33 protein-coding genes are annotated in these 21,132 nt (G+C 59.2%); 6 read left to right on the plus strand and 27 right to left on the minus strand.

Annotation, left to right across the window (positions count from 1 at the left end; all coding sequences use genetic code 11):
* Positions 1-19: 19 nt before the first annotated feature.
* From OZ428_RS22465 to OZ428_RS22595, 27 genes are all read right to left on the minus strand, one after another.
* On the minus strand, positions 20-1,480 hold the full coding sequence (locus OZ428_RS22465) for a phage tail sheath subtilisin-like domain-containing protein (RefSeq protein ID WP_269131349.1): 1,461 nt from the start codon (positions 1,478-1,480) through the stop codon (positions 20-22).
* An 8-nt stretch (positions 1,481-1,488) separates the two neighbouring features.
* Positions 1,489-1,677 carry a DUF2635 domain-containing protein gene (locus OZ428_RS22470; protein ID WP_025858885.1) on the minus strand — a complete coding sequence of 63 codons (189 nt, stop codon included), beginning with the start codon at positions 1,675-1,677 and terminating at the stop codon, positions 1,489-1,491.
* Positions 1,674-2,228: a hypothetical protein gene (locus OZ428_RS22475; RefSeq protein WP_269131350.1), complete on the minus strand. Its 555-nt coding sequence runs from the start codon at positions 2,226-2,228 to the stop codon at positions 1,674-1,676. Before OZ428_RS22475 ends, OZ428_RS22470 begins: the two co-directional genes overlap by 4 nt.
* A 2-nt stretch (positions 2,229-2,230) precedes the next feature.
* Positions 2,231-2,578: a head-tail joining protein gene (locus tag OZ428_RS22480; RefSeq protein WP_184743389.1), complete on the minus strand. Its 348-nt coding sequence runs from the start codon at positions 2,576-2,578 to the stop codon at positions 2,231-2,233.
* Complete coding sequence (locus OZ428_RS22485; protein ID WP_122711681.1) at positions 2,579-2,932, minus strand: DUF2190 family protein; 354 nt, start codon at positions 2,930-2,932, stop codon at positions 2,579-2,581.
* Between the two features lie 83 nt (positions 2,933-3,015).
* The gene (locus OZ428_RS22490) at positions 3,016-5,025 is read right to left on the minus strand and encodes a prohead protease/major capsid protein fusion protein (protein WP_269131351.1); all 2,010 of its coding nucleotides are present in this window, start codon (positions 5,023-5,025) and stop codon (positions 3,016-3,018) included.
* Complete coding sequence (locus tag OZ428_RS22495) at positions 5,006-6,526, minus strand: phage portal protein (protein ID WP_269131352.1); 1,521 nt, start codon at positions 6,524-6,526, stop codon at positions 5,006-5,008. Before OZ428_RS22495 ends, OZ428_RS22490 begins: the two co-directional genes overlap by 20 nt.
* Positions 6,523-6,732 (minus strand): phage head-tail joining protein, encoded by a 210-nt coding sequence (locus OZ428_RS22500; RefSeq protein WP_269131353.1) that lies wholly within the window; start codon positions 6,730-6,732, stop codon positions 6,523-6,525. The genes OZ428_RS22495 and OZ428_RS22500 overlap by 4 nt, the downstream gene beginning before the upstream one ends.
* Positions 6,732-8,678 carry a phage terminase large subunit family protein gene (locus OZ428_RS22505; RefSeq protein WP_269131354.1) on the minus strand — a complete coding sequence of 649 codons (1,947 nt, stop codon included), beginning with the start codon at positions 8,676-8,678 and terminating at the stop codon, positions 6,732-6,734. Before OZ428_RS22505 ends, OZ428_RS22500 begins: the two co-directional genes overlap by 1 nt.
* Entirely contained in the window at positions 8,650-9,195 is a 546-nt protein-coding gene (locus OZ428_RS22510) for a terminase small subunit (RefSeq protein WP_033901762.1), read from the minus strand. The genes OZ428_RS22505 and OZ428_RS22510 overlap by 29 nt, the downstream gene beginning before the upstream one ends.
* Before the next feature lie 151 nt (positions 9,196-9,346).
* Entirely contained in the window at positions 9,347-10,087 is a 741-nt protein-coding gene (locus tag OZ428_RS22515; RefSeq protein WP_269131355.1) for a hypothetical protein, read from the minus strand.
* Between the two features lie 17 nt (positions 10,088-10,104).
* Positions 10,105-10,335 (minus strand): Acb2/Tad1 domain-containing protein, encoded by a 231-nt coding sequence (locus OZ428_RS22520; RefSeq protein WP_033901764.1) that lies wholly within the window; start codon positions 10,333-10,335, stop codon positions 10,105-10,107.
* 56 nt (positions 10,336-10,391) lie between these two features.
* A complete protein-coding gene (locus tag OZ428_RS22525) occupies positions 10,392-10,577 on the minus strand; it encodes a hypothetical protein (protein WP_213553197.1) in 186 nt (61 codons plus the stop codon).
* The gene (locus tag OZ428_RS22530) at positions 10,540-10,926 is read right to left on the minus strand and encodes a hypothetical protein (RefSeq protein ID WP_269131356.1); all 387 of its coding nucleotides are present in this window, start codon (positions 10,924-10,926) and stop codon (positions 10,540-10,542) included. The genes OZ428_RS22525 and OZ428_RS22530 overlap by 38 nt, the downstream gene beginning before the upstream one ends.
* Entirely contained in the window at positions 10,923-11,246 is a 324-nt protein-coding gene (locus OZ428_RS22535; protein ID WP_269131357.1) for a phage holin, lambda family, read from the minus strand. Before OZ428_RS22535 ends, OZ428_RS22530 begins: the two co-directional genes overlap by 4 nt.
* Positions 11,247-11,473: 227 nt before the next feature.
* Entirely contained in the window at positions 11,474-12,037 is a 564-nt protein-coding gene (locus tag OZ428_RS22540) for a hypothetical protein (protein WP_269131358.1), read from the minus strand.
* Positions 12,038-12,040: 3 nt separating this feature from the next.
* The gene (locus OZ428_RS22545; RefSeq protein WP_269131359.1) at positions 12,041-12,253 is read right to left on the minus strand and encodes a hypothetical protein; all 213 of its coding nucleotides are present in this window, start codon (positions 12,251-12,253) and stop codon (positions 12,041-12,043) included.
* 2 nt (positions 12,254-12,255) lie between these two features.
* Positions 12,256-12,576, minus strand: a complete 321-nt coding sequence (locus OZ428_RS22550; RefSeq protein WP_269131360.1) for a hypothetical protein — start codon at positions 12,574-12,576, stop codon at positions 12,256-12,258.
* Positions 12,573-12,803, minus strand: coding sequence for a hypothetical protein (locus OZ428_RS22555; protein ID WP_269131361.1), 231 nt, complete (start codon positions 12,801-12,803; stop codon positions 12,573-12,575). The genes OZ428_RS22550 and OZ428_RS22555 overlap by 4 nt, the downstream gene beginning before the upstream one ends.
* 16 nt (positions 12,804-12,819) lie before the next feature.
* Positions 12,820-14,100 (minus strand): tyrosine-type recombinase/integrase, encoded by a 1,281-nt coding sequence (locus OZ428_RS22560; protein WP_269131362.1) that lies wholly within the window; start codon positions 14,098-14,100, stop codon positions 12,820-12,822.
* A complete protein-coding gene (locus tag OZ428_RS22565) occupies positions 14,097-14,468 on the minus strand; it encodes an endodeoxyribonuclease RusA (protein WP_269131363.1) in 372 nt (123 codons plus the stop codon). The genes OZ428_RS22560 and OZ428_RS22565 overlap by 4 nt, the downstream gene beginning before the upstream one ends.
* The gene (locus tag OZ428_RS22570; RefSeq protein WP_269131364.1) at positions 14,465-14,767 is read right to left on the minus strand and encodes a nuclease domain-containing protein; all 303 of its coding nucleotides are present in this window, start codon (positions 14,765-14,767) and stop codon (positions 14,465-14,467) included. The genes OZ428_RS22565 and OZ428_RS22570 overlap by 4 nt, the downstream gene beginning before the upstream one ends.
* The gene (locus OZ428_RS22575) at positions 14,758-14,967 is read right to left on the minus strand and encodes a hypothetical protein (protein WP_269131365.1); all 210 of its coding nucleotides are present in this window, start codon (positions 14,965-14,967) and stop codon (positions 14,758-14,760) included. Before OZ428_RS22575 ends, OZ428_RS22570 begins: the two co-directional genes overlap by 10 nt.
* A complete protein-coding gene (locus OZ428_RS22580) occupies positions 14,960-15,724 on the minus strand; it encodes a replication protein P (RefSeq protein ID WP_269131366.1) in 765 nt (254 codons plus the stop codon). Before OZ428_RS22580 ends, OZ428_RS22575 begins: the two co-directional genes overlap by 8 nt.
* Positions 15,724-16,500 carry a helix-turn-helix domain-containing protein gene (locus OZ428_RS22585; protein WP_269134216.1) on the minus strand — a complete coding sequence of 259 codons (777 nt, stop codon included), beginning with the start codon at positions 16,498-16,500 and terminating at the stop codon, positions 15,724-15,726. The genes OZ428_RS22580 and OZ428_RS22585 overlap by 1 nt, the downstream gene beginning before the upstream one ends.
* Positions 16,501-16,511: 11 nt before the next feature.
* Positions 16,512-17,255, minus strand: a complete 744-nt coding sequence (locus OZ428_RS22590) for a phage regulatory protein/antirepressor Ant (protein WP_269131367.1) — start codon at positions 17,253-17,255, stop codon at positions 16,512-16,514.
* A 147-nt stretch (positions 17,256-17,402) separates the two neighbouring features.
* Entirely contained in the window at positions 17,403-17,627 is a 225-nt protein-coding gene (locus OZ428_RS22595; RefSeq protein ID WP_330911107.1) for a transcriptional regulator, read from the minus strand.
* A gap of 75 nt (positions 17,628-17,702) precedes the next feature.
* Between OZ428_RS22595 and OZ428_RS22600 the strand changes: the two genes are divergently transcribed.
* The 6 genes from OZ428_RS22600 (at position 17,703) to OZ428_RS22625 (ending at position 21,104) form a co-directional block, all read left to right on the plus strand.
* Positions 17,703-18,437, plus strand: coding sequence for an XRE family transcriptional regulator (locus OZ428_RS22600; protein ID WP_269131368.1), 735 nt, complete (start codon positions 17,703-17,705; stop codon positions 18,435-18,437).
* 48 nt (positions 18,438-18,485) lie between these two features.
* Positions 18,486-19,031, plus strand: a complete 546-nt coding sequence (locus OZ428_RS22605; RefSeq protein WP_269131369.1) for a hypothetical protein — start codon at positions 18,486-18,488, stop codon at positions 19,029-19,031.
* A gap of 187 nt (positions 19,032-19,218) precedes the next feature.
* Positions 19,219-19,443: a hypothetical protein gene (locus tag OZ428_RS22610; RefSeq protein ID WP_269131370.1), complete on the plus strand. Its 225-nt coding sequence runs from the start codon at positions 19,219-19,221 to the stop codon at positions 19,441-19,443.
* Positions 19,443-19,826, plus strand: a complete 384-nt coding sequence (locus OZ428_RS22615) for a helix-turn-helix domain-containing protein (protein ID WP_269131371.1) — start codon at positions 19,443-19,445, stop codon at positions 19,824-19,826. Before OZ428_RS22610 ends, OZ428_RS22615 begins: the two co-directional genes overlap by 1 nt.
* 604 nt (positions 19,827-20,430) lie before the next feature.
* Positions 20,431-20,793, plus strand: a complete 363-nt coding sequence (locus OZ428_RS22620; RefSeq protein ID WP_269131372.1) for a hypothetical protein — start codon at positions 20,431-20,433, stop codon at positions 20,791-20,793.
* Positions 20,790-21,104, plus strand: coding sequence for a hypothetical protein (locus OZ428_RS22625; RefSeq protein WP_269131373.1), 315 nt, complete (start codon positions 20,790-20,792; stop codon positions 21,102-21,104). The genes OZ428_RS22620 and OZ428_RS22625 overlap by 4 nt, the downstream gene beginning before the upstream one ends.
* Positions 21,105-21,132 lie beyond the last annotated feature (28 nt).

The raw sequence follows: 21,132 nt of genomic DNA on the forward strand, positions 1-21,132 counted from the left end.
TTTCTCCTGGCAATCGCCGTTACAGGCGGAACTGAATTTTATTGGCGACGATTCGCAGCTGGTTGACCAGGTCAGGCGGGATCAACATATCCAGGCGATTTGGATCGTTCTCGTTACGCTCGCCGATCAGGTTGGCCTTGAAGTCTTCCATGTTTTCAACCAACCCCAGCCGCTCCCACTCACGGAACTTCGAGACCGCCTCGGCCTTCATAACCACCGGTGTTACCACCGGCTGCCCGACGCCGTAGCGCGTGCCATCATTGGCAAGCTTGTGCCGCGGGTACTTGCGCAGGATGTAGTCGCGCCAGTCGTGGCGGATGTACATCAGGGTGAACAGCGTTTCGCTGTCCAGGTAGCTGATGTCAGTGCCGCCGGCGGTGTTGGTTTTGTAGGTGGTGATCAGGCGCTCAACAACCATGGTGCCGTCGTTATTGACCTTGCTGGTCGCGATACCGTCGAACAACAACAGGTTCCGTTCCTGGTTGGTGAACTTGTCCGCCGTGGAAGGCGCCAGGCACCAGCCGTACTGAAGATTCTGGATTGGACGGGCCGGATCGATAGCGGCGTACAGGGCCGCAATGGCCATGGTCTCCGCAGCCTTCTCGTACGTTGGCATCGGTTCGTCGTTGGCCATCATGATGACCAGGTGCTGACTGTTGTGGCTGTCGCCAAGGGTTCCAAGGGAGCCTTGAGTGCCGCGCGCCGCTGTGAAGGCGTGGGCCTCGATTTCACGATCCCAGGCAAAGCGGCTGTTCAGTTCAGTCTTCACCGTCGCCAGGGTGGCTGCGTCGGAATATGCCAACCCCCACACCTGGAACCACTCATCACCCAGAGCCGCCAGCGCCGAACCCAGGTCTGGGTTTCCAGAGCCACCGGTGAAAGCGCTGATGGTGACCGCGACACCGGAAGGCAGTACCTGGCCGGTGTAGTAATTCACACGGGCGTTCAAGCTGTTGCCGGCCTCGCCTTTGTGGCGGCTGGTCAGCGTAACGGTGCCTGTCGCGGCGGTGGCCGTTACTGGCATGTCATCCGCGGCCGTGATTGCCGCGACCACAGATGCCGCGATAACGGTTGCGGTGTCAGCACTGATTACGCCGACAGAAACGCGGCGCCCGGCGATCATCAGCTCAATGGTGCCGGATGCTGTGGCGGGGCCGGTGAACGCCAGCGTGGCAGCTGCCGCTACGCCTGCTGGATTATCAACCACCGGCATCACTTGTAGCTCGGTGTAGGTATCGATCGCCATCGCCGCGCGAACCATGCCAGCCAGCATCGAGCCCTTCCCGAACTGAACGTCTGCCTGGGCCGGGCTGGTGATGCGGATCAGGGTGTTGGCAGCGGCAGCGCCAGCGGCCAGCTTCTGACCAATCAGCAGGCGACGGTAGCTGACCGGCTGAGGCCCGCGCACCGCCTTGCTGTTGTCGATCTCGCTGTAGACACCAGGCTTGCGAAGCGCGCCGGCACCAGGAATCGTATCCATTCCGATGGTCATTGTTTTTCACCCTTGGTTTCGGCCGGTACTACAGCCTCTTTGATGACGACGTCACCGGCCTTTTCCTTGCGGATCCAGTAACTGTTGAGTTCCACAGGCAAGCCTTCTGGCTTGATCTGCTCATAGGTGTCGGGGTGACGCACCAGGCGGCCCTCGGCCGGTTTCACGAGCACGCGCGTGGTCATGGATTAAGGTCCTCGATGATGGTTTTAGCGCGATCAGCCTGATTCGGCTGCGCGTTGCCCAGGCTGTATTCGGTCTTAACCGACTTCAGGTCTGGCAGGCTTTGGTTGAACAGGTCGTCAGGGTGACGATCAAAATATTCAGCTTCGAAGATGAGGCGGCACGCGCCCGTCAGGTGCTCTGACTGGTCCAGCAGAACCATGCGCGAGCGAACGTACTGCAGGTCATTCACCGTATCTCCCAGCGTGTCGTCCATAAGCAGGAGGCGCTCTACCTGGCGAGCCAGCGTATCGAGCGTATCGTCCAACGCTTCGTTGCCTTCAGCGTGTATTTCCACCACCAGTTCTACACGGCGCCTGTATTCCCTGGGCGCCTGGTTAAAGATCTCTGCCGATTCGTCCATCGTGTAAACGATGATCGCCGGCAACTCGCTCTGCCAGCCGTTGGAAATGAGCGGCGCCACCCGACTGGCATAAACGCTTGCCCCCGCATTGGTGGCACCCAGCAGCACCGCGAGGGCCTGCTTGCGGATCAGTTCTCGTGGGTGGGCCATATTCAAACCTTGCGAAGGAACAGCGTCACACCCGCCACGCCGTCGGCCTGCACGTCGTGGATCTTGTACAAAACGCCACGCGCCTGGACGCGATCCCGGTTCGTAGGCTCGTTCGGCAAGTCAATCACTCGAACACCGAGGGTGGGGTTGTTAGAAGACACCGGCGCGCCCGTCTCTGGGTCGACGGTAACGTGAGCGCTGTCGAACACCGCCTGCGCCAGCGGCACACCAGGCGCAACACCATCGGTCAGCCAGTACACAGCGCCTAGTGGATCAAGCTCTGCTGTCGGCTCACTGAAGGCGCGGATCGAAACGCCGAGCATGCGCTGGGCCATTGAGGCCCAGCCCATTTACGCCACCGCCGCCGGCGCGGATACGCCGTTCAGGCGGCAGGCGCCGGTGGCGGATGGGTTCGCAGCAACTTCAGTCGCCATACCCACCAACACCAGGCCGGTGGCCGACACGTTCGTCAGGGCTCGGCTGGTGGTGTTCATGTAGATCGGGTCACCGATTGCCCAGGCCTGGGCGCTGATTTTGTTCAGGCCGAACACGCCGTCGAGCTTGAGCACCACCGGTGCAGCGGCCGCTTCGGTAGTAGCAGCCACGCCGACAATCGAACCGACTTTGTAGAGCTCGCCCGAAACAGTGCCGCCGGCTGGTGCTGGAACAGTCAGGCAGTCGCCGTGCTGGATGAAAGTCTTCATGCAAGGTCCCCTTTAGAGACAAGAACTGAAAAACAAAAAGGGCGCCACACGGCGCCCTTTTGGGTTTGGATCGAACGCCTGGCTTACGCGCCCGGGTTCTTGTAAGCGCCGCGGTAGTCGATCCAGGCTGCGCCGAACACCAGGCGGGCTTTTATTTCCATGCCGTCGACTTCGAAGCCCTCGCGGGTTTCGGTGAACACACCCTGCTCACCTTCGAGGTAGGCGTATTCAAAGGTGTCGATGGAACCTGGTGCAGCGAACAGGTACCACTGGTTGCCGGTGATGCGGGCATCGACGATTACAGTCAGCGAGGCGTTGCGCACATCGTTGATGTCGGCGTTCTTCGCTGGCACATAGTTGGAGCTGGTGAACTGGTAAGCCTCCAGCTCTTTGTCCGGGCCGACCACCAGGTACTCGGGAGCCAGGTTGAGGAACTCGCCAGCCTTGCTCTTCTGCTTACGCATCGCTGCGCGGGCAGCCGCCAAGGTTGTGGTATTTATTGCCCCGCCGCTGGCCGCGAGGTTAGCGTGGCCAGCGTCGTAGAACGGAACACCGTCGGTGAAGGTCGGGTTACCCAGCAGCAGGGCCCAGACCACGTTGGACTCGGTCGCCGCAGCAGCATTGCCGAGTGCTGCCGGGATACGGGTCAGCGCACCCAGGTCATCGTTCACGATGGTTTCCCAGGTGATGGCGATGATCTTGCCGAACTTGGCGACTTTGATCGGGGCACCGTCTTCGGACAGCGTGCCGTACTTGTATTCGCCGTGTTCCTTGACCTGCTCGAGCGCCGCAATGTCGCCCAGGGCGGCGCGAGTTACAGCGCGGAAGTCCGGCACAGTGGTCGGACGGCCCAGCGGGCGCCAGGTTTGAGGGGCGTTGGCGTAAGCATCACGCAGGGTGCGGTTCACAGTGCTGCCGAGCAGTAGGGGGAAGTCGCTGGTGCTGTGCATGCCGGCGGCGCGCACTGCTTGGCGATCACAGCCCAATGCTGCGCGGGCCAGTTCCTGCGGTGTCATGCCCCGCGCGCTACCGCCAGCCATCTCGACGAACTCACGAGCCATGTCCACCAGGCGCATGCCACGAAACTCACGGCCAGCGTCTTCCAGCTTGACGGTGGCGTCGCAGCGGTGCAGCAAAGCGTTCTGCATGGCAGAGCGCTTAGCGTTCAGGATGGCTACATCTTGACCGCCGTTCACGTTGGTCGGCTGGCTGTTGCGGGTTTGTGGCTGAGTGTTGTTCTGTGTTTCGGCGATCTTGTCGATCAGCGCTGCACTCGCTTCAGCAACAGAAACGCCGCGGGCAACCAGGTCTTCGACGAAGGGCTCGTCGTTCAGCTTCACCTTCTGCGCCATGCTACGAATAGTCAGGCTGCGTTTACGCTCCGACTCTTCCGCCTGGCGGCGAATGGTTTCCTCGGCTGCGCGTTTTGCTTCTTCCGCCGCGCGCTTCTCTTCTTCGGTCATTGCATCATCCTCTGGGGTCGTAGGCACGGCGGCCGTTTTTCCGGTTGGCTGATTTGCCTCCCGAACTTCAAAAATGGTGTGGAATCGTTGGCCTTCGTACTCGGCCGGGGTTTTGGCGCTGCGCACCTTTGCGCCGTCATCGAAACCGATCGGGACGAGAGACAACTCCAAAGGCTCCCAATCGACAGCGCGGTAAGTAGGGAGCTTGTCGTCTTCCTCCTCCACGACTTCGTACCGGTGCACCGCGTAGCCGACGCTGATGTTTCTAAGGATGCCGTCAACAACGTCCTTGAAAACCACGTCAGCGTCTTCACGCTTGCTGAACCTGACCAAAGCATGGCCTTCGCCACCATCGAGCCAGGCTCGCTCTACCACGGCGAGTACCGCACTTATCTGGTACTGGTTGTGGGTGTCGAGCAGTGGCGCGCCGTTGTTGAGCCGATCAAGGCGAACCGCTCCATCGCTGACATCTAGTTCTTCCATGTAGCTGCCGACATCCCATGACCAGCGCCGGCCCTTAGCGCCGGTCGTCCAGGTCAGCTCGACGGTTCGCGCGTCAATATCGACCGAGCCAGGCCGAACGGCAGCACGCAGGCTGAGCATCGGCGTCTCATGTGTCTTGCGTGTCATCACCTTGTTCGGAGCTGGCATCGTCTGGTTTCTCTTCGTTTGATGGTGGCTGACTCGGCGAACCTGCGGCCGCTACTCGGCGCGGGTCGCAGTCCAGCACCAACCCGTACTCGTCGATCATGTCGTTTGCTTTCTTGATTTGTTCGGCGTGCCGCTTGGGGTCGGTGATGCCAAGCTCGCGGAGCGCGTCTGGCCAGGTAGTGAGACCGTTGCGCACGCGAGTGATGACGTTCTCTGTTTCCGCCTTCGGGTCGACCATGTCGCGGCGAGGCGGCACCCAATAGGCCTTCACGTCGTCGGTGACACCGCCAGGGAGAAGCACCTGCGCCTCCATGAACCAGCGCCAAACCTGATCGCACAGCTGTGGGATCAACATCCGCCACTGCCAAACATCGACACGCCGCGCGAAGTTCAACCACCCCATGCGACCGCTGGAGAAGTTGACGCCTTTGAGGTCGCCCGTGAGCAGTTCGTAGGGAACGCCCAGTCCAACTGCCATAGCGTGCAGCTGTTGCCAGGAGTAGGCCGTGTAACCATTGAAGGTCGGGGGAGTGCCGAAACTGACGCTTTCTCCGAACCCGAGCTCCTGGACAATTCCCGGCTCTACTCGGTCAATCAGTGGCGGCTTCTTGCCGGTGGGGGCGCCGCTGTTTTCGTCCTTGGTGACGAATGCTGCGAAGCAGGAGGCGATCTTCGCCTGCTCCATCACCGCGTCTTCCATTTCGTCGAAGTTGCGCATGCGCTGGATTACAGGTGCCAGCCAGCTATAGCCGCGCGCTTGGCCGGGGCGCTTGCGCAGAAAGACGTGAATCACATCCTCGGCGGGCACCCGGCGCGATTGCAGGGATCCCCAAACTGCGTTGGCACCCGGGTGCTCATCGAACAACCAATACGCAACCCGGCGGCCGAGCGCGTCGAACTCGACGCCCTGGATAATCCGGTTCAGCCCGACAATGTCCGCCTTCGACTCGTCGAGGAAGTCAGCCTCAAGCACCTGCAGCTGAACGGGAACCGGCAAGCCGTCAGAGCTGAAGCGCCGCCGGCGGCGAATCAAGCATTCGCCGCTTTCGGCGACAGCCTCCATGATCATGTGCTGCAGGCCGTAGAAGTTGTCCAAGCCGTCGGCATCGCATTCAGTCGTTTCGGCCCAGGCCTTCCACAGATCCATAAGCCGCAGGCCATCGCGATCCCGCTTCGCCAACGGCAACGGCACAATGCCGGCGCCAACAGCGTTGTCAGCAATACCCGTTATCCCGCGCTCACCAAAAGGGTTGTTGCGTCGCTGGTCCCGAGCGCGGTTGCGCAGCTTGGCCAGGGCCGGAGCGTTCTCAACGTTCGCATCGGCACCGGTGGCCCGCCATCCATCATTGCGCCGGCCACCTGCTGCACCCTCAAACCGCCGTTCGATCATCTTCAGCGCCATGTCCGTGCGCGCCTTTTTCAGACGCATCTCGGAGCGTTTCGCCGCATACCCGGGGAACAAGCTGTCGAGCATGCTCATGGGCAATATCCTTTGGAGAATGAGGTGTAGCGGCGACCGCCGTCGTTGCAGGCATTCAGGCCCAGATCAGTGGCCATGTGCTTGAGGATCCGCATCATCTCGTCGAGTGACCGATAGGTGACGCTCTTGTCGGCGTACCGGACCGACAACGCCCCTTCAGCGATTGCCGCCTGCAGGGCGTTGTATTGCTCGATCGTGTAGGCCATCAGTTTTTATTCCAGTGAGAGGATTTCTTGCGCGGCCGTTCTTCGGCATCCGGTTCGTTGCCCCCAGCGACAGCAGCAACCAATAGATCGAGGTCGAGCCCGAACCGCTGCTGGCAGATGCGTAGTGCGGCGAGCGCATACACGAAGCAGTCGAGGGCTTCGTTTCGTCGGCCACCGCTGTCCCAGCGCATCACGCGCTTGCCTTTGGATATGGCTGCCTTTTTCTTTTCTGATGTGAGTTGCTTGACCTCCGACTCATCGCAGATCGTGTCATTTGCCGGAAGGTGAACAACGCCTGGCTGAGACACGCCTGCCTGTGAGGCAGCCGTATCGACAGGAAGCACCATGCGGCTGTACAGCAACTCTTTTGCGTTGTCGGTGCCCACCTCGGTGAGGAAGACCTTGTGCACCTTGTTCTTCGTGCGCGGGAAGTTCGCGATCGGCTTGCCGTAGATGGTCGCGCCACGGATTGGCACGACCCAGTGCACGCCATGCTTACGGCTTTCGGCGTAAACCTCGTCGGCATAGTGACCGCCGGCGTCCCACGTCCAGCGCTCAACCTTCATGACGGCGCCGTCAACCCGGGTGAATTGCCGGTGCAGTTCGAGCCCCACTTTGCGGCGAAGCTCTTCGCTGGCCGGGTCGCCCATCAGAATGAAACGATGGACCAGCCATGCCTCTTCGCCTGGGCCGAACGCCCAGACACGCCCCTCGAAACGGTCGTCCTGGGTATCAATGCCACCAACAAGAACAAGCCCAAGGGCCGGAACCTGCGGATAGACTTCGCGGCGCCCGTACAGAATTTCGGAGTCGAGCTTCTCGCCCTGGTCGTCGTCCCACGTTTCGCCGCGCGTGGTGTTCATGAAGGTGATCAGCTTTGAGACATCGCCTTTCACCTTCAGCCATTCTTCCGCCAGGCTGAGCCAGGTACTCCAGGTGCTGTAAATCGCCCAGATGCTGAAGCTGACAGAACGCGGGGTACGCATAATTTCGCCGTCAACCCCAAACCAGTCCATCCCGTCACGGGTCCAGATGCCGGTGTGCTCGCAGATCCAGCGACCGGTCTTCGACGCCTCGACCATCTCGTTGTGCCAGATCACGCAGGCTGCGTGCTCGCACAAGTACCAAGCTTTTTCCGCCTCGCCGAGTGCGTTCTTTTCCCACTTCAGGCCGAATTCGCAATCCTTGCCGCCCCACTTGAGCGTCTGCTCTTGGTGGCAGTGCGGGCAGTCGATGTGAAACTTCAGCAGGTATGGCGACTCCTCGACCGCCTTGGTGATCTGGCAGGAGCCGACACGCTTCGGCGTTGAGCCACGAATCGACTTAGGGTAGGTCGCACCATTGAGGCGCTTGTCACCCAGAGTGATCGGCGAGCCCTCACCTTCGACGCTCTCGTCGAAGTTGGACAACTCGTCGTAGATCACCTCGTCGGCTGACTTCTCGCGGTAGTTTCGCGAAGCCTTGCCGCCCCGGATCCAGAGTGTCCGGCGGTTGGCGAATATCTTCTGATCGAGGGTGTTGTCGCTGTGCTTGCGCCCGAACCATGGGGCCAGGTCGCCCACCGCCGGCACGTCACGGATCATGCCGTTAACGTGGCTCTTGCTGATGTCCTCGGCGTCTGGGTCCGTCGGACTCCACATCATCACGTTGCGGCGCTTGTGCTGAATCTTGTAGCCGATGTTCGCCATCAACAACTTGGTGTAACCGATCCGCGCCGACTTGATGAAGTTGACGACGTTGATCAGGTCATTGCCCATGCTGTTCAGGATCGCAACCTGGAACGGCTCGGTCGTCCACTTGCCCTCGTTATAGGAGGACTCAGCCGACATGTAGAAATTCTTATCCGCCCACTCGACGGCGGTTTGCGGTGGTTCTTTGTAGAGCGCCTGGAGTCCTAGCTTGATCGACTTGCGCAGATCATTCAGCCACGGACTCAGCGTACTCATCTAATAATTCCGGAAGTTGCTCGCCAAAGCTGGCGGCAATATTTCGAGCAAGCGCAATCTCCCGCTCGACCGACTCGATGATGCGAGGGTCAACCTCCGGGTGGCGTCGAGTGACGGTCTTGCCGACGGTGTCCAGTTTCGAGCCGATTTGAGCGGCGATTTTTGCCAGGGCAAATGTGGCGAATGGAACGGGCACGAGCTGCTTGTCCAGCACCAGGTTCTTCTTCTCCTGGGCAATGCGCTGAGCGGCGGTGAGGCCGCGGCGCTCTTCGAGCAGCTTGTATTCGATCAGCGGATCGAGACCTTCGGTTCCATCCCCCGCCGGTTGTTGTTTCCGCTGCGCGTGTTCAACGCGGTTTTCCACCACGTTCTGCACGGTGTAGAACGCCTCTCGACCGATGCGTGCAACGGGCGCAACTCCCCATTTGTCAAAGGCTTGCGGGGAAATCCCGAGGCTCGAAGCCATCTCGGATTTGTTCAACCACCCGCGCTGTTTGGTTGTTTCGTTTTTGGCCATGATTAAACAACAACCAACCGTGGGAAAAAGGTCATACATATTTGGCGCGCGGGGCCCGAATTACCCGCATGGGGCTGGGGGCCAGGGAAGGACCCAAAGGGGGGGGTGGCGCACCACATTGGTGCATCCATGCGCCCGCAATTGAGAACCTTTATCGTTTCGTGGATAGGGCCTTGTCCATGGCGCTCTGGAACTCGCGCACCCGGTGAGCCTTAACGATATTTTCCGCGATCTTGTAGAAAGGAAGGATGACCCGGTAGCCAGGCTCGCCATCACTGAAGATGAACACGGGCCGAACCGCATCACCCCACACCGTCTTCTTCCGCTCCCATACACCCTGGGTGCCATCGACTTCGCCGGCGAAATACTTCTGGGCATTGCCCTTACGCTTACTGCGTTTGCTACCCGTGGCGTTGGCCTGCACACCACTGACAGTCTCGGCCGCACCAAGGCCCGACAGGATCTTCATGATCGTGCCGCGGGGAACGTTGCCGAACTGATTGAGTGCCGATGCTACTGGAAGTGCGTACTGCCCAGGCTTCATGATCCCTTTTGCGATCAGTGCTTTCTCGAAACGCTTATGAGGTCGACGACCGCCCTTCACTGCCTGCTGCAGGTATGTGTCGGCGGGAACGCCTGATGTCCATGCATCCTTGAAGAACGTGCGGGCTTCCGGCTTACCCTTCGTGGCGGGCTTCACATAAAGGCTATTCAGGGTCGTTGTCGTCGGCCGATCAATACGCGCTTTTAATACCGACAACTCGCCCTTCTTCACCAGCACGGCCAGGCGGGTGGCCATCAGCGCAAAGGCGAATGGCAGTTGTTTTTCACCAACCGTTCGAAGCGCCTTCGATAGCTCTTCGATATTGGTTCGAGCATCGATCTGGAACATCTGAAGTCACCAACTCTTCAGCTGAAGGGGTCAGCCGGCTTAGCGATCGAGCGCACGAACCACATAAAACCTTGCTGCAGGTTGGTCTTTGCCAGTGCCAGCAGTCGAGGGTCGACCCCTTCAATCTGGCCGATCTGCTTGAACAGCTCACCGGTATCAGCTTCCAGCGCCTTGATGGAGTTCATGCCGTCGATCTCGGACTGAGAAAGGTCTCGGTAGCCGGTGATTTTCTTATGCTGGTTGTCCATGGTGACTCCTCATGATTGCGCGCCACGATTTGACGCATTCGGATACGTGGCCCGGATTACTTGCTCTGGCTGCGTTTGATCTGGGCGTCTACCTGGTCGGCGCACGTGTCGAGCAGGTTGATTGCCCTGTCCTTCAGCTCCCACACATCGCCATTCAGGCTAAGGTCGGCGGCATCCTCATCAACGCGTTCGCACGGGATCAGCTCAGGGGCTTCCAGCCTTACGGCCTGGGTCTTTGTCATTACCACCGGCTTTGCTGCGCAGGCCGTCAGGCAGAGGCTGAGCAGCCCAGTCACGAACAGGCTCGTTGTTGCGCTTGAGGTCTTCAAAGTTCTTCTCCGCCTTTTTCGCTTTGTCCTGGCTGGCCTTGAGACGCCTTGCCAGATCGGCCTGATACTCGGCATTGCGCTTTGCTTCAGCACGCAGCGTGGTGATGGTGGCCTGGCTCTCGGTATTGGCCTTGATGGCGTCATCCTTGGCCTGGGTCTCGACGCGCTTCTCTTCGCGAAGATCTTCAACCCGTAGCTGTTGAATGCCGACCAGCAGAAGGCCCACCAGGGCGATGATGATTGCTGCCGCGATCGCCTTCATGCCGAGTCCGCCTTTCTGCCCAGGAACCTGATGATCAAGTCCCTGATCGCCGTTACGCCAATGAAGCCAATGGCACCACCAGCAGCAACGGACAAACTAGGCGGCCAGGTCATCCACTCGATAATGCTGCTGGCCGACAGGCTGAGCGCGCCACAAATCAGCGCCTCCAAAATGATCCGCCACTTGTTTGGCTCTTTCGCTTCGTACAACACCCGAAGAAGAGTAATCGTGACGGCCATGATTGCGCCCTGCCATAGCGGGTTCGAGAGGGCCAGCCAGATCTGGGCCCACGTGTCTGGCTTGTCTGGCATGGGTGGCATCCGGATTTCCTCCCTCTCGGGGAGATTGATAAATCCGGCCCCATCAGCACTCCCGGCCATAGCAACGGGTGTGGTGGAGCCGAAAACGAAAAAGCCCCGGCGAATGCCAAGGCTCAATGAATTGCAAAAAGCAAAAAGCCCAGCAAGTGGCTGGGCTTTATTCGTCGTCTCTCATAACGCGCAAGATCGACATGATGGGGTTAATTTACGGCCAGTCGGCCAACCGGTCAAGCGGCATCAACAAAGATTTGTTCGCTGTCGAATATCTCGGTGGCATGGATCACGGCCTGCTCTTCGAGCTTCTCCAAACGCTTGTGGATTCCGCCTCGCCAATTACGACGCGTGCGCTCCGGGGATCCCTCCAAGTCCCAAGTGTTCATGTCGTAGAACTCAGCAGGAAGCACGATCATGTCGGTGGAGCGCTTACCGACCTGAACGCCTTTCAGCTTCGGTATGGCCCAGGCCGTCAGTGCCTTATAGATGAACAGCTGCGGCGCCGGCGAAACCATGCGGGCAACCAGCCTACCGATGGCAGCGACCTTATTGGCCTTGTGCGTCGAGTACTTGGCCACCAGCACATCCCACTGAGCCGGCTCTAGCTGCCGGTGCAGCAGCGCATATAGGCAGCAGTCGTAATCGAACTTGTCGCGCACTGACAACGTGCTGCCAGTTCCACCCTGACGCAGATCGGCGTCGATCAGCTTCTGCCAAGACTGCTTCGTGCTGTTGTCGATGTTGTCCGCTGCAAGCACCCGCACCAGGGTACCCATCACGTCCTTATACATAGCCATGGCTCAATCCCCTGCTGTTGCGTTGATGAGGCGACGACCACCGCGAGCCAAGATCTTGTCTTGGCACGAGTGAATGGCGGTGCAGAACTCGCGCCGCTCCATCGGATGCTCTACGGGCAACTTCAGAAACTCATTCCACGCCTCTGCCAAGAGCCCAACCACCACGGCTTCTTGATCCGCAACCCGAGCCTGGTCTTCGGTAAATTTGGTGCCCATGCTCAATCCCCTGTGAAGTTTGTGGCGCCTGGGCCACGGCGGTTGTTCTCGTCGTATTGGGCGGCCGCGCCTGTCATCAGCGCGGGCCGCTTCAATTGTTCAATCTGACGGTCTGCGGCCTGGAGTCGGATGCTCAGTTGCGTCACCAGCACCTCAAGCGGGAGCGCCTCACCGGTTTCGGCGGTGACCCAGCCAGAGGCATTGCACTGCACGCATGCCAGGTCGTGGAACACGCCGGGAACCACCGCACGACCACGGCATGTCGGGCACTTGGCCAGGTCGAGCTGAGCAGCGCGGAATGCTGGTCCGTGAGACTTCTTCATATGTCACCCATAAGCCAATCGGCGGCGATATCGAGGCTGAATGGCACTTGGTGGCTATCGATATCGAAGCTGCGTCCGCCCTGCATGACGACATGCAAGCGGCGGAATTCATCGAAATTAAGCATGCAGACCATGAACACTTTTGACCGATCGAACGCCAGCTTCTCGACCCGGCTTAAGGCGCTGGCCATGGATAGGGCGAAGGCGCCATGCTCTGAAATATGCATTTTTAAACCTCGCCTTTTATGGTTTCTGGATTTGGCTAGAGGCCGCGCAATTCAAGGCCTCGGCGTCATTGTGCGAATTTCCGTTTCTAGCCATGGTCGAGCCGTGAATCAGGTTGAAGCCCTTCCCGTCTAACCAGTCATGCCACTTCACCAATGCCTCGCGCTTGAGCAGTTCGGCCGAGGTGTGGATGTAGGTCTGCACGTTGCGGGTCAACGTGTGGTTCACCAGCATCTCGCCAATGAGGAAGTCGACGCCCAGGTCAGTCCACCCGGTTCGGGCCACCTTGCGCAGGTCGTGGCTCGTCCACTCACCCTTGCCCAGTCTGGTGAACACTGCGCAGGCCTGGCTGTCACTGATCGGCCCACGGCCCCGCGCCGGAAACACGTAGGTGCCCTTGTAGCCTTTTGCCGACTGCCAGTCCCGGTACCGCTCCAGCAGCGCGCACACCTGGTGGGTCAGCGGCAAGTGATGCTCACAACGGGTCTTGGTGTTCTCGGTGGGAATGAACCATTCGCCCTGCTCACCCAGGGTCACGTGCGACCACTGCGCTTGCCTGGTCTCCCCTGCGCGCGTGCCGTGGCACAGCATCATCAGGGCCAGCATGCAATCCTGGGGGTGCTGATCGAAGCCGGCGGCCAGCTGCCCGATCACTTCCTTGAGCTGCACGGCGCGTAGGCGTGATGGCTTTGGCTGAATTCGGGCCTTGGTGAAGTCGGTGAACTTGAACCCGGCGATGGGATTGGCGGTGATCAGGCGCAGCTTCTCGGCTTGGCGGAACGCAACCACTAGCACGCCCCACATCAATCGGACGTAGGACAGCGACATTTCAGCCTGCATCGGCCACATGACCAGCTTGTCGAGCGTGGAACGGTCCACGGCCTCCACGGCGATATCGGCGAGCCGCGGCTTCAGGTGGCAGGAGATGATCGAGGTGTTGGTAGACCGGCGCTTGGCTGACAAGCTGCGGTCGACGGACTGGCGCGCAGTGAACCAGTCGAGCAGGTCGCCGACAGTCTGCAAGGTGCCGGCGGCGGCCGAGGCCTTTGGGTCAGCGGCCAGGCGCTCGCGGATCTTCGGCAGCGCGCCGATCATCCCCTTTACCGGCAGCTGAGGAAACCCGGCGATCTTGTCCCACTTGCCGCCCGACACCAGGTACCAGGTGCCTCGCTCGCGGTTCTTGTGGAATCGGAAGTAGACGCCTGGGTATCGCGCGTCCCGCATGTCACGGATGTGGGTGCTCGCCGATTGGCGACGGATCTCGGCATCAGAAAACGTGGTCAGCAAGCTCTGGCTCATAGGGTGTTCGGCTCCGAGTCGATCGGGTAATCCCGGATGTGCACGCGCACGGCGCCACCTGGCACAGGATCGCCAATGGTGATCGTGGTGATGAAGTTCTTGTCATCGATGCCCAGGCCGTCGGCGATGCCATCCCGGCCAGCCTTGAAGCGGGCCAGCAGGTTGTCATCGTCGTAAGAGCGGCGATTCGGCGGGCAGAAGGTCACCCAGAAGAATTTCTTTCCAGTGAGGCGCGGTGCAACGAGCGACAGCGCGATCAGGCCACAAGTGCGGCGGTAGGCTTTCGCGTGCTTGTGTTTTTGCCGCCAGTGCACGCGCGCGTTAGGGCTGAGCTCTTTCGGCGGCCACGGTAGCGTCATGTCGATCATGCAGACCCCTTTACGGTGAGGATTCCGGCCCAGATCAGGCCTTCGTGGGTTTCGGCAATGGCGCGCGGCATGTCCTGCCAGTCGATGTCGCCAGCAGCGCGTCCGTCGATAACGTCGTGGCAAGAACTGCAGGCGTAAACGGCAACGGTGTCAAAGCCCTTCATGCCCATGCCTTTCTGCCCGCACGGCAGATGCGCAAGAACGGTGGTTTCTGGATTGTGATTGCAGATGCCTGGCATCCGGACGGTGCACTCTCGGCCATTTGCCGAGGCGCGGAGCTTCTTCGAACTCACTCGCATACCGGTTTCCCCGTGACGACATCGACGATTTCGTAGGTCCCCGGCCACATCCAGGCGCCGTAACGCCTTGCCATCGCCGAATCAGCAAACAGTGCAAGCGCATGATCAGGTGGCGAGCTCAAATCGACCTTGAACGAGCAGCAGAACACCGCGAAGCGGTAGCATTCGATCTCAGGAACAGCGAGTCGGCGATCAGCCATGCCGGGCACCTCCGACAATTCGCGGCGATGGTTTAAGCCCGAGCCTTCGTAGCAGCTGCTCGCGCGCAGACTGCCCGTCAGTGGAAATACCCATACGGGCCACCTGAGCCTGCGCCACTCGCTCGGTCAGTTCGTGCGCCCGCTCGATCGGTGCCTTGCTTCCGTCGTGGCCAATGCCAACTGCGATATCCTCGAGCGGTAGGCCCTGTACAAGAAGGCGAATGGTGATGTCGTAAGCTCGGTCGAAAACCTTGCTGGCCTTTTCCGGGATCAGATCACCGAGGTTGTGCATCTCGCACTGGAGCGCAGCATGGCGCACGGCAGCGTGGGACCAGGTGCGTGCGCCGAAACGACTCGGATGTGAATTCTCCAGGGCCTCGCGAAACGCCCGGTCGTGAGAAGGAATGCCCAGCATTTCAGGGGTTGGCTGGCACCACTTGATGAACTTACCGACGCTCGGTGCGAAGTCACCGCCGATCTGCCGGCAGTTTTGCAGCCCGTACCGGATTTGCTCCAGGGTCGTGATTCCGGCAACTATGAACGCCTTTATCCAGCTGCGCTTGGCGGCATTCAGCGATTCAGCATCAGGCCAAGCCTGTTTCCAGGCCGGGAAAATCGCCTGCAATTCTTTGAACAGCGCGTTCACGACGTCGGCGGTACCCGGCGGCAACTGCTTCGGCTGAACCAGCGTTACCGGCGGAACATTGCCCATCGTGCTGAGCAGCTGTTCGGTGCTGCGTGGCTTCTTGATTTCCATTACAGATCCCCCAGATCGTTCGCCCAGCTGGTGTCATCGAAGTCAGGCGCCTTGCCCTGCCCCGAAGCTTTCACGCGTTCGCGCTTGACCCACTGAACCAGCCGGTAGCACCAGCCGGCGGAGGTATCGATGGTTGCTGGCTTGGCGACGAAGAACCCCATGAACGCACGAATCGCCGCGTCAGGGACCGCATCGGCAGGAAGCCCGGCGATAGTGATTTGATCGGACAGCCCCTTCTCGTTCGGAACCCAGGTGGCGAACATGGCGAAGCGCTGGCGATCATCCTGCGGTTCGATGGCGGCGCTGTTCTGTTCGGCGAGCGCAGCATCAATCTCGCGCTGCTGCAGCTGCTCTTCGGTTCCTTGATGGTTAAGTGATGTATTGGGTGCAGCCGCTGCACCCCGTTCTGTTCCAGACTGCACCCCGCTCTGTTGTGGGTTGCACCCCGTTACGTCATCTGCACCCCGCTTTGTACGGGGTGCAGTATTTGCACCCCGCGATATTTGAAGGTCATAAACGACTGGGCGGCGGTCATGGCGATCGATGTGAACCGCGGCGATCGCCTGGTTGCCTTTCTTTATGAGCCCTGACTGTTCCAGGTCGTCGAGCTTGTAACGGACAGTGCGTTCGGAAAGCCCTGTGTCCTGGGCCAGGGTAGAGGCGGACGGAAAGGCACCTGTACCGTTCGAACCGGCGTAGTTGGCCAGGCACAGCAGTACGTGACGCGCGCTTGAGTCTTTCAGGGTTTCAGTGGGCAGAGAGAGCGCCCAGGACATTGCTTGAACACTCACAGCGAGGCTCCGATATTCTTTTCGGCCAGGTAGGCCAGGCCTTTCGGCGTAACAAGAGGTTGGAAGGCAGCACGGTCCCCGCCAGTCTCCGGGTCGCTCTTTAGCGCAGTGACCTTGTGAACCAGATAGCCGGAAGTAATGCGCGGCTGGTAGGCGGTCCAGCGCTTGGAGCCGCCGCGGTGAAAGATCCACCGGTTTTTCTCCAGCCACTGGAAAAGCTTCGAGGGTGGAACCTGAAGTTGTTTGGCAGCATCACTGATACAGATCGCGCCACCGGCGGCCGCTAAGCGTTTGATGGCGGAAACCTTCGGCTCTTGATCCAGGATCACCAAGCGAAGGGACTGGTTTTCCTTGGCCTGGTCAGCTGCCGCTTGCAGAGCTTCGGCATAGGTGGCTGGAATCTGGAACTGTTCCGCCCTCGCCTCCAACTCCTGCCACCGGTCTATGATCCGGGCGCGCAGTTCGACGCTGTAACCGGAAACCACTACCAGGGTGTCGCGCTGGGAAAGCAGGAACTCCCGATAGACCTGACCGTTCTGCGGGTGGATATAGGGGGTGTCGTTTGAAGAAACGACACCCTTGGCAACCAAGGCCCGAACGGTTTTCAGCACGTTGTCGTGCGTGCTGCCGGTCAGCTCGGCGATTTCGCGTGACGACATCGTGTGTCGCGACACGCTTTGTTCATGCCGAAAAAGTGTCGCGACATGGTGGGTATTGCCTGGAGCGGTATTGGTGTTCATAATGGCCCCACTGTGTTTTACAAGTTGTTGAAAGGACCGCCCTGCCAGGCGGTTTTTTTATGTCTGCAATTTGGGTACTGGATAAATCAACAGCTAATCCGGCGCACTGCTCTTTTTCTGCTCTTGCCCGGATAATTCGCTCAACAGTTAGGCCGCCTGGTCTGGAAGACTTGGTCTCAAGTCACGAGCAAGAATTTTCCCGCCAGTAACGATTTCGGCCCTAAGAGCAGTTTCAGCTGAGCACCCATGAAGGCCTCGAACCCAACCGCTTACCGACCCCTGCTTGACTTTTAGGGCGGCGGCGGTCGCTGACTGGGAACCGAAATGCTCGACAAGCTTTTGGAAGGTGGTATTCATCAAATCTCCGCCCATATAAAGGGATACCTTTATATTATGGAAAGGGATACCTTTTTGCAACTCTAAAGGTTGGCCTATAAATTGTCCGGCATGGAACTCAAAGACAGATTGAAGCGATCACGGAAAAATGCGGGCCTTACCCAGGTCGAGCTGGCCGAGCGTGCAGGTATAAAGCAGGCATCCGTTTCTGAAATTGAACGCGGTCTGACACGTACTTCTGGGCATCTGATAAAGCTTGCCCAGATATGTGGTGTTGACCCCGTATGGCTTTCAGATGGAACCGGATCTCCGGGAGGCGAGCGCTCGCTACAGGCCGAAAAAACAACCTCGACCATTGAATCAAACGCGGTACTACTCGGCCATATAGATGTATGGGACGATGACACACCGCTGGATGACGATGAGGTCTACGTGCCATTTCTCAAGGAAGTTGAACTGTCCGCAGGCACGGGAATTACCTCCGTCCAACAGTCGCCAAAACAGAAACTTCGTTTTGGGAAAATAACGCTGCGACGCCAAGGCGTTCAGCCTTCGGAGGCGGTATGCGTCACCGTTTCCGGCAACAGCATGGAACCAGTTCTGCCGGATGGCAGCACAGTTGGTGTTGATCGCGGAACGACATCTATTACTGACGGGAAAATGTACGCAATCGATCATGGTGGGCAGTTGCGAGTAAAGACGCTGTACCGGCTGCCTGGCGGAGGAATCCGCATGCGCAGCTTTAACCGTGATGAGCATCCAGATGAAGAGTACACAGTTCAGGACATGCTTCAAAAAGAGATCGCCGTGCTAGGCCGGGTATTTTGGTCTTCGGCGCTCTGGTAATTAACCCTACCCTCCGCAACGAGAAGCGGGAAATCACGGATGAAGACAATGAAAAAGATCGCGGCCCTCCTTATTTTGCTAGCTTCGAGCGGGATTGTTTCTGCCGAAACGAAGACTGTGAAAGCAACAGTGAGCGACTTTCAAAGAGGATTTATTGAGACAGTCCAGGATTACTCTGCTCAGTATGAAGCAGCACCGAATGAGCTGAAGAAATCATCGGTCGCGAAAAAAAGGATAGATGCGTTCGCCAAGCTTCAGGGCGATCCAAGAAAGATCGCGGGGTGGTATGGAACCATCCAAAAACTTGGAACCAACGGTGACGGCGACGCTTTCATCACAATTAGGCTTCTCGTCGACAACATCACCGTGAGCACCTGGAATAACAGCATCTCCGATGCGGGGTCTAATACCCTCATAAAAAATGGCTCTCCAGTTTATGAGGCGCTTTCGGAGATGTCCGATGGCAACGTCGTTAAGTTTTCAGGCGCGCTAGGCAAGGCTAAAAATCTTAGCGAAAGAGCGAGGATGACCGAGCCTGATTTCCTATTCAAGTTCTCAAAGGTCGAAAAAGTAGGCGACTCGACCACTCAATAAATCTATCAACGCCTCTGAAGCCCGGTTTTTCCCGGGCTTTTTCTTGCACCAACGAAAAAATAATCCTGATTTTAAAGGCCCGGAACAGCACTCGAACAAAAATAAAGGCATACCTGTTGACTCAAAATAAAGGCTGCCCTATATTTCGCTCATCGCCGGATAAAAACCGGCCAAGTGGAAGGCAGCGATGAACCGGCCTCAACGGTTCAGAGGGTTGGCAACTGACCCGGGCGTGCAGCGTAAAACGTCGAAATCAGTTATCCAGCGGGAGAACAAGCCGAAAGGCCCGCGGCTGGAAGAACAACTTGAATCGATCTGTACCGCGCCAGTAGCGCCGAAAGATCAGCGGGAATTTTCACTGATGCACCTGGTTGGCCGGGTGCATTGGGAAACCAACCGGGAGTCACATTGATGGAAGCAACAATCGTCAGCGGCGCATGGAAGGGTCATCTCGGACGCGGCCTGGCGCCAAAAGAAGTTCAGTACCTACTGGGCACCGCCCAGGGCATGACGGCAAAGGAGATCGCCAGGCAGTGCAACGTCGCGGCCTGCACCGTCGCCAAGCGCTTGTCCTGCGCGATGTTCAAGCTTGGCGTGACCCGCCAAACCGCTGCGGTTGCCGAGGCAATGCGCCGCCAGATCATCTCGCCGATGTGCATTGCCCTGGCTGCGCTGATCGCCATGCACGCAATGATCGGCGATGACGCTATGCGCCGTGACCGCCGAGTGCCAGAGCGCCGCACGGCTCAGGTGCGGGTGCTGCGGCAGGCGGAGCGGCCAAGTCTCATCGCTTAACCGACCAACCAGCGCCACGACAGCCTGTCGTTAACTGCCCGAGGCCCTGGTACTCCCCAGCACCAGGCCGCATCGGGGTGTGATCGGAGCGTGCCCAAGTGGGCTGCAGCGCTAGGATCGCAAAGACCCGTGAATGTCCTGAGCCGGTATGAGCGAGACGGCCAATACTACAAACGCGGCGGGAACCAAGCAGGGGTAGCGCCCTGGTGTTCCGATCACACCCCGATGCGGACGAAATCGCGGCCTATAACCGCCCACCTGCATCAAATCGCCTGACCGAGGGTGCACTCAAGTCAGGAGGAACTGGAGACGGCCGTGGAACTCGGCTCCGGAGACGTAACCGGTCCATTCCCAGTAGCTCGGAATTACCGAACAACTGAACTTCAGCGCGGAGGATTGGCAGCCATGTGAACTCAAACCCAGGCGCTAATGCGCCGCCCCTGCGTGACATAGGGAGGTCTATGTAACGCAACGAAAAGCCCAGTCCCTACTGGGCTTTTTTACACCTCGCCTTTATCCGTCAGCACCCTCCCCTGCGCCCAACGGCAAACAGCAGGCTGTCAGGCTGCTGACGAATAAACGCAACCACTACCAAGGAGTCGGCATGAACCCAGCCATCCAACAAAGCCAAGCCGTTCTGCAGGCCCTGCGGGAACGTGTTTCGCTTTCCACTTCGGAGATGTACATGAAGATCGGTCGCGAAGAGCCAGTAAAGGTGCCCCGCTTCAACGTGGTACCACTCGGCAAGAACCTGTTCGATGTGGTGGAGCGCGCCACCGGCGTTTCCCGCGGCGCGCGCACCGGCCACGACGGCGCCTGCCAGTACGCCGATCAACTCGAGCAAAACGCCGACTTCTTCAGCGCTGCCAAGGCAACGTCACGTAGTTTCGGTTTCCGCCTGCTGCGCTGGACTGTCGGGTTCTCCATGATGCTGGTGGTGTTCGCCTACTACGGTGCGCAGCAATGATCGGCGTGCCCATGCCCAACCCACGGGACTCGATCATCGACAACCTGAACCAGCAGCTGGACGCGTTCTTCGGCGCCGGCAAAAAGGCCCAGGAGATCGCGCCGGGCGTCAGCGGCGAGGTAGGCGGCCCCATCAAAAGCACGCGCAGCAACAAACTGCGCGCCGAGCGCGACAAGCTCGCTCCGAAACTAAAGCAGATGGTCGATTCAGGGGCCTCGCTTCACCAAGCCTGCCAGGCCGTCGGTGTCGACTATAAGCGAGCCCGCCTCATCGCTAGCGAGAACGGCTTCAAACTCCCCAGCAATCCATGAAGCGCATCAGCAACCAGGTGCGGCAGCG

Source organism: Pseudomonas sp. GXZC, from assembly GCF_026967615.1.
GTDB lineage: Bacteria > Pseudomonadota > Gammaproteobacteria > Pseudomonadales > Pseudomonadaceae > Aquipseudomonas > Aquipseudomonas azotoformans_A.

What these genes read in the sequence shown, in the direction of transcription:
- OZ428_RS22590 (WP_269131367.1), bottom strand. Translation starts at nt 17,255, where the DNA reads ATGAACACCAATACCGCTCCAGGCAATACCCACCATGTCGCGACACTT.
- OZ428_RS22595 (WP_330911107.1), bottom strand. Translation starts at nt 17,627, where the DNA reads ATGGGCGGAGATTTGATGAATACCACCTTCCAAAAGCTTGTCGAGCAT.
- OZ428_RS22525 (WP_213553197.1), bottom strand. Translation starts at nt 10,577, where the DNA reads ATGACAAAGACCCAGGCCGTAAGGCTGGAAGCCCCTGAGCTGATCCCG.
- OZ428_RS22480 (WP_184743389.1), bottom strand. Translation starts at nt 2,578, where the DNA reads ATGGGCTGGGCCTCAATGGCCCAGCGCATGCTCGGCGTTTCGATCCGC.
- OZ428_RS22515 (WP_269131355.1), bottom strand. Translation starts at nt 10,087, where the DNA reads ATGTTCCAGATCGATGCTCGAACCAATATCGAAGAGCTATCGAAGGCG.
- OZ428_RS22600 (WP_269131368.1), top strand. Translation starts at nt 17,703, where the DNA reads ATGGAACTCAAAGACAGATTGAAGCGATCACGGAAAAATGCGGGCCTT.
- OZ428_RS22570 (WP_269131364.1), bottom strand. Translation starts at nt 14,767, where the DNA reads ATGCGAGTGAGTTCGAAGAAGCTCCGCGCCTCGGCAAATGGCCGAGAG.
- OZ428_RS22585 (WP_269134216.1), bottom strand. Translation starts at nt 16,500, where the DNA reads ATGTCCTGGGCGCTCTCTCTGCCCACTGAAACCCTGAAAGACTCAAGC.
- OZ428_RS22475 (WP_269131350.1), bottom strand. Translation starts at nt 2,228, where the DNA reads ATGGCCCACCCACGAGAACTGATCCGCAAGCAGGCCCTCGCGGTGCTG.
- OZ428_RS22540 (WP_269131358.1), bottom strand. Translation starts at nt 12,037, where the DNA reads ATGGCTATGTATAAGGACGTGATGGGTACCCTGGTGCGGGTGCTTGCA.
- OZ428_RS22530 (WP_269131356.1), bottom strand. Translation starts at nt 10,926, where the DNA reads ATGAAGGCGATCGCGGCAGCAATCATCATCGCCCTGGTGGGCCTTCTG.
- OZ428_RS22550 (WP_269131360.1), bottom strand. Translation starts at nt 12,576, where the DNA reads ATGAAGAAGTCTCACGGACCAGCATTCCGCGCTGCTCAGCTCGACCTG.
- OZ428_RS22485 (WP_122711681.1), bottom strand. Translation starts at nt 2,932, where the DNA reads ATGAAGACTTTCATCCAGCACGGCGACTGCCTGACTGTTCCAGCACCA.
- OZ428_RS22490 (WP_269131351.1), bottom strand. Translation starts at nt 5,025, where the DNA reads ATGACACGCAAGACACATGAGACGCCGATGCTCAGCCTGCGTGCTGCC.
- OZ428_RS22620 (WP_269131372.1), top strand. Translation starts at nt 20,431, where the DNA reads ATGAACCCAGCCATCCAACAAAGCCAAGCCGTTCTGCAGGCCCTGCGG.
- OZ428_RS22545 (WP_269131359.1), bottom strand. Translation starts at nt 12,253, where the DNA reads ATGGGCACCAAATTTACCGAAGACCAGGCTCGGGTTGCGGATCAAGAA.
- OZ428_RS22610 (WP_269131370.1), top strand. Translation starts at nt 19,219, where the DNA reads ATGAACCGGCCTCAACGGTTCAGAGGGTTGGCAACTGACCCGGGCGTG.
- OZ428_RS22575 (WP_269131365.1), bottom strand. Translation starts at nt 14,967, where the DNA reads ATGGCTGATCGCCGACTCGCTGTTCCTGAGATCGAATGCTACCGCTTC.
- OZ428_RS22465 (WP_269131349.1), bottom strand. Translation starts at nt 1,480, where the DNA reads ATGGATACGATTCCTGGTGCCGGCGCGCTTCGCAAGCCTGGTGTCTAC.
- OZ428_RS22505 (WP_269131354.1), bottom strand. Translation starts at nt 8,678, where the DNA reads ATGAGTACGCTGAGTCCGTGGCTGAATGATCTGCGCAAGTCGATCAAG.
- OZ428_RS22580 (WP_269131366.1), bottom strand. Translation starts at nt 15,724, where the DNA reads ATGGAAATCAAGAAGCCACGCAGCACCGAACAGCTGCTCAGCACGATG.
- OZ428_RS22615 (WP_269131371.1), top strand. Translation starts at nt 19,443, where the DNA reads ATGGAAGCAACAATCGTCAGCGGCGCATGGAAGGGTCATCTCGGACGC.
- OZ428_RS22555 (WP_269131361.1), bottom strand. Translation starts at nt 12,803, where the DNA reads ATGCATATTTCAGAGCATGGCGCCTTCGCCCTATCCATGGCCAGCGCC.
- OZ428_RS22535 (WP_269131357.1), bottom strand. Translation starts at nt 11,246, where the DNA reads ATGCCACCCATGCCAGACAAGCCAGACACGTGGGCCCAGATCTGGCTG.
- OZ428_RS22560 (WP_269131362.1), bottom strand. Translation starts at nt 14,100, where the DNA reads ATGAGCCAGAGCTTGCTGACCACGTTTTCTGATGCCGAGATCCGTCGC.
- OZ428_RS22500 (WP_269131353.1), bottom strand. Translation starts at nt 6,732, where the DNA reads ATGGCCTACACGATCGAGCAATACAACGCCCTGCAGGCGGCAATCGCT.
- OZ428_RS22520 (WP_033901764.1), bottom strand. Translation starts at nt 10,335, where the DNA reads ATGGACAACCAGCATAAGAAAATCACCGGCTACCGAGACCTTTCTCAG.
- OZ428_RS22470 (WP_025858885.1), bottom strand. Translation starts at nt 1,677, where the DNA reads ATGACCACGCGCGTGCTCGTGAAACCGGCCGAGGGCCGCCTGGTGCGT.
- OZ428_RS22510 (WP_033901762.1), bottom strand. Translation starts at nt 9,195, where the DNA reads ATGGCCAAAAACGAAACAACCAAACAGCGCGGGTGGTTGAACAAATCC.
- OZ428_RS22565 (WP_269131363.1), bottom strand. Translation starts at nt 14,468, where the DNA reads ATGATCGACATGACGCTACCGTGGCCGCCGAAAGAGCTCAGCCCTAAC.
- OZ428_RS22605 (WP_269131369.1), top strand. Translation starts at nt 18,486, where the DNA reads ATGAAAAAGATCGCGGCCCTCCTTATTTTGCTAGCTTCGAGCGGGATT.
- OZ428_RS22625 (WP_269131373.1), top strand. Translation starts at nt 20,790, where the DNA reads ATGATCGGCGTGCCCATGCCCAACCCACGGGACTCGATCATCGACAAC.
- OZ428_RS22495 (WP_269131352.1), bottom strand. Translation starts at nt 6,526, where the DNA reads ATGAGCATGCTCGACAGCTTGTTCCCCGGGTATGCGGCGAAACGCTCC.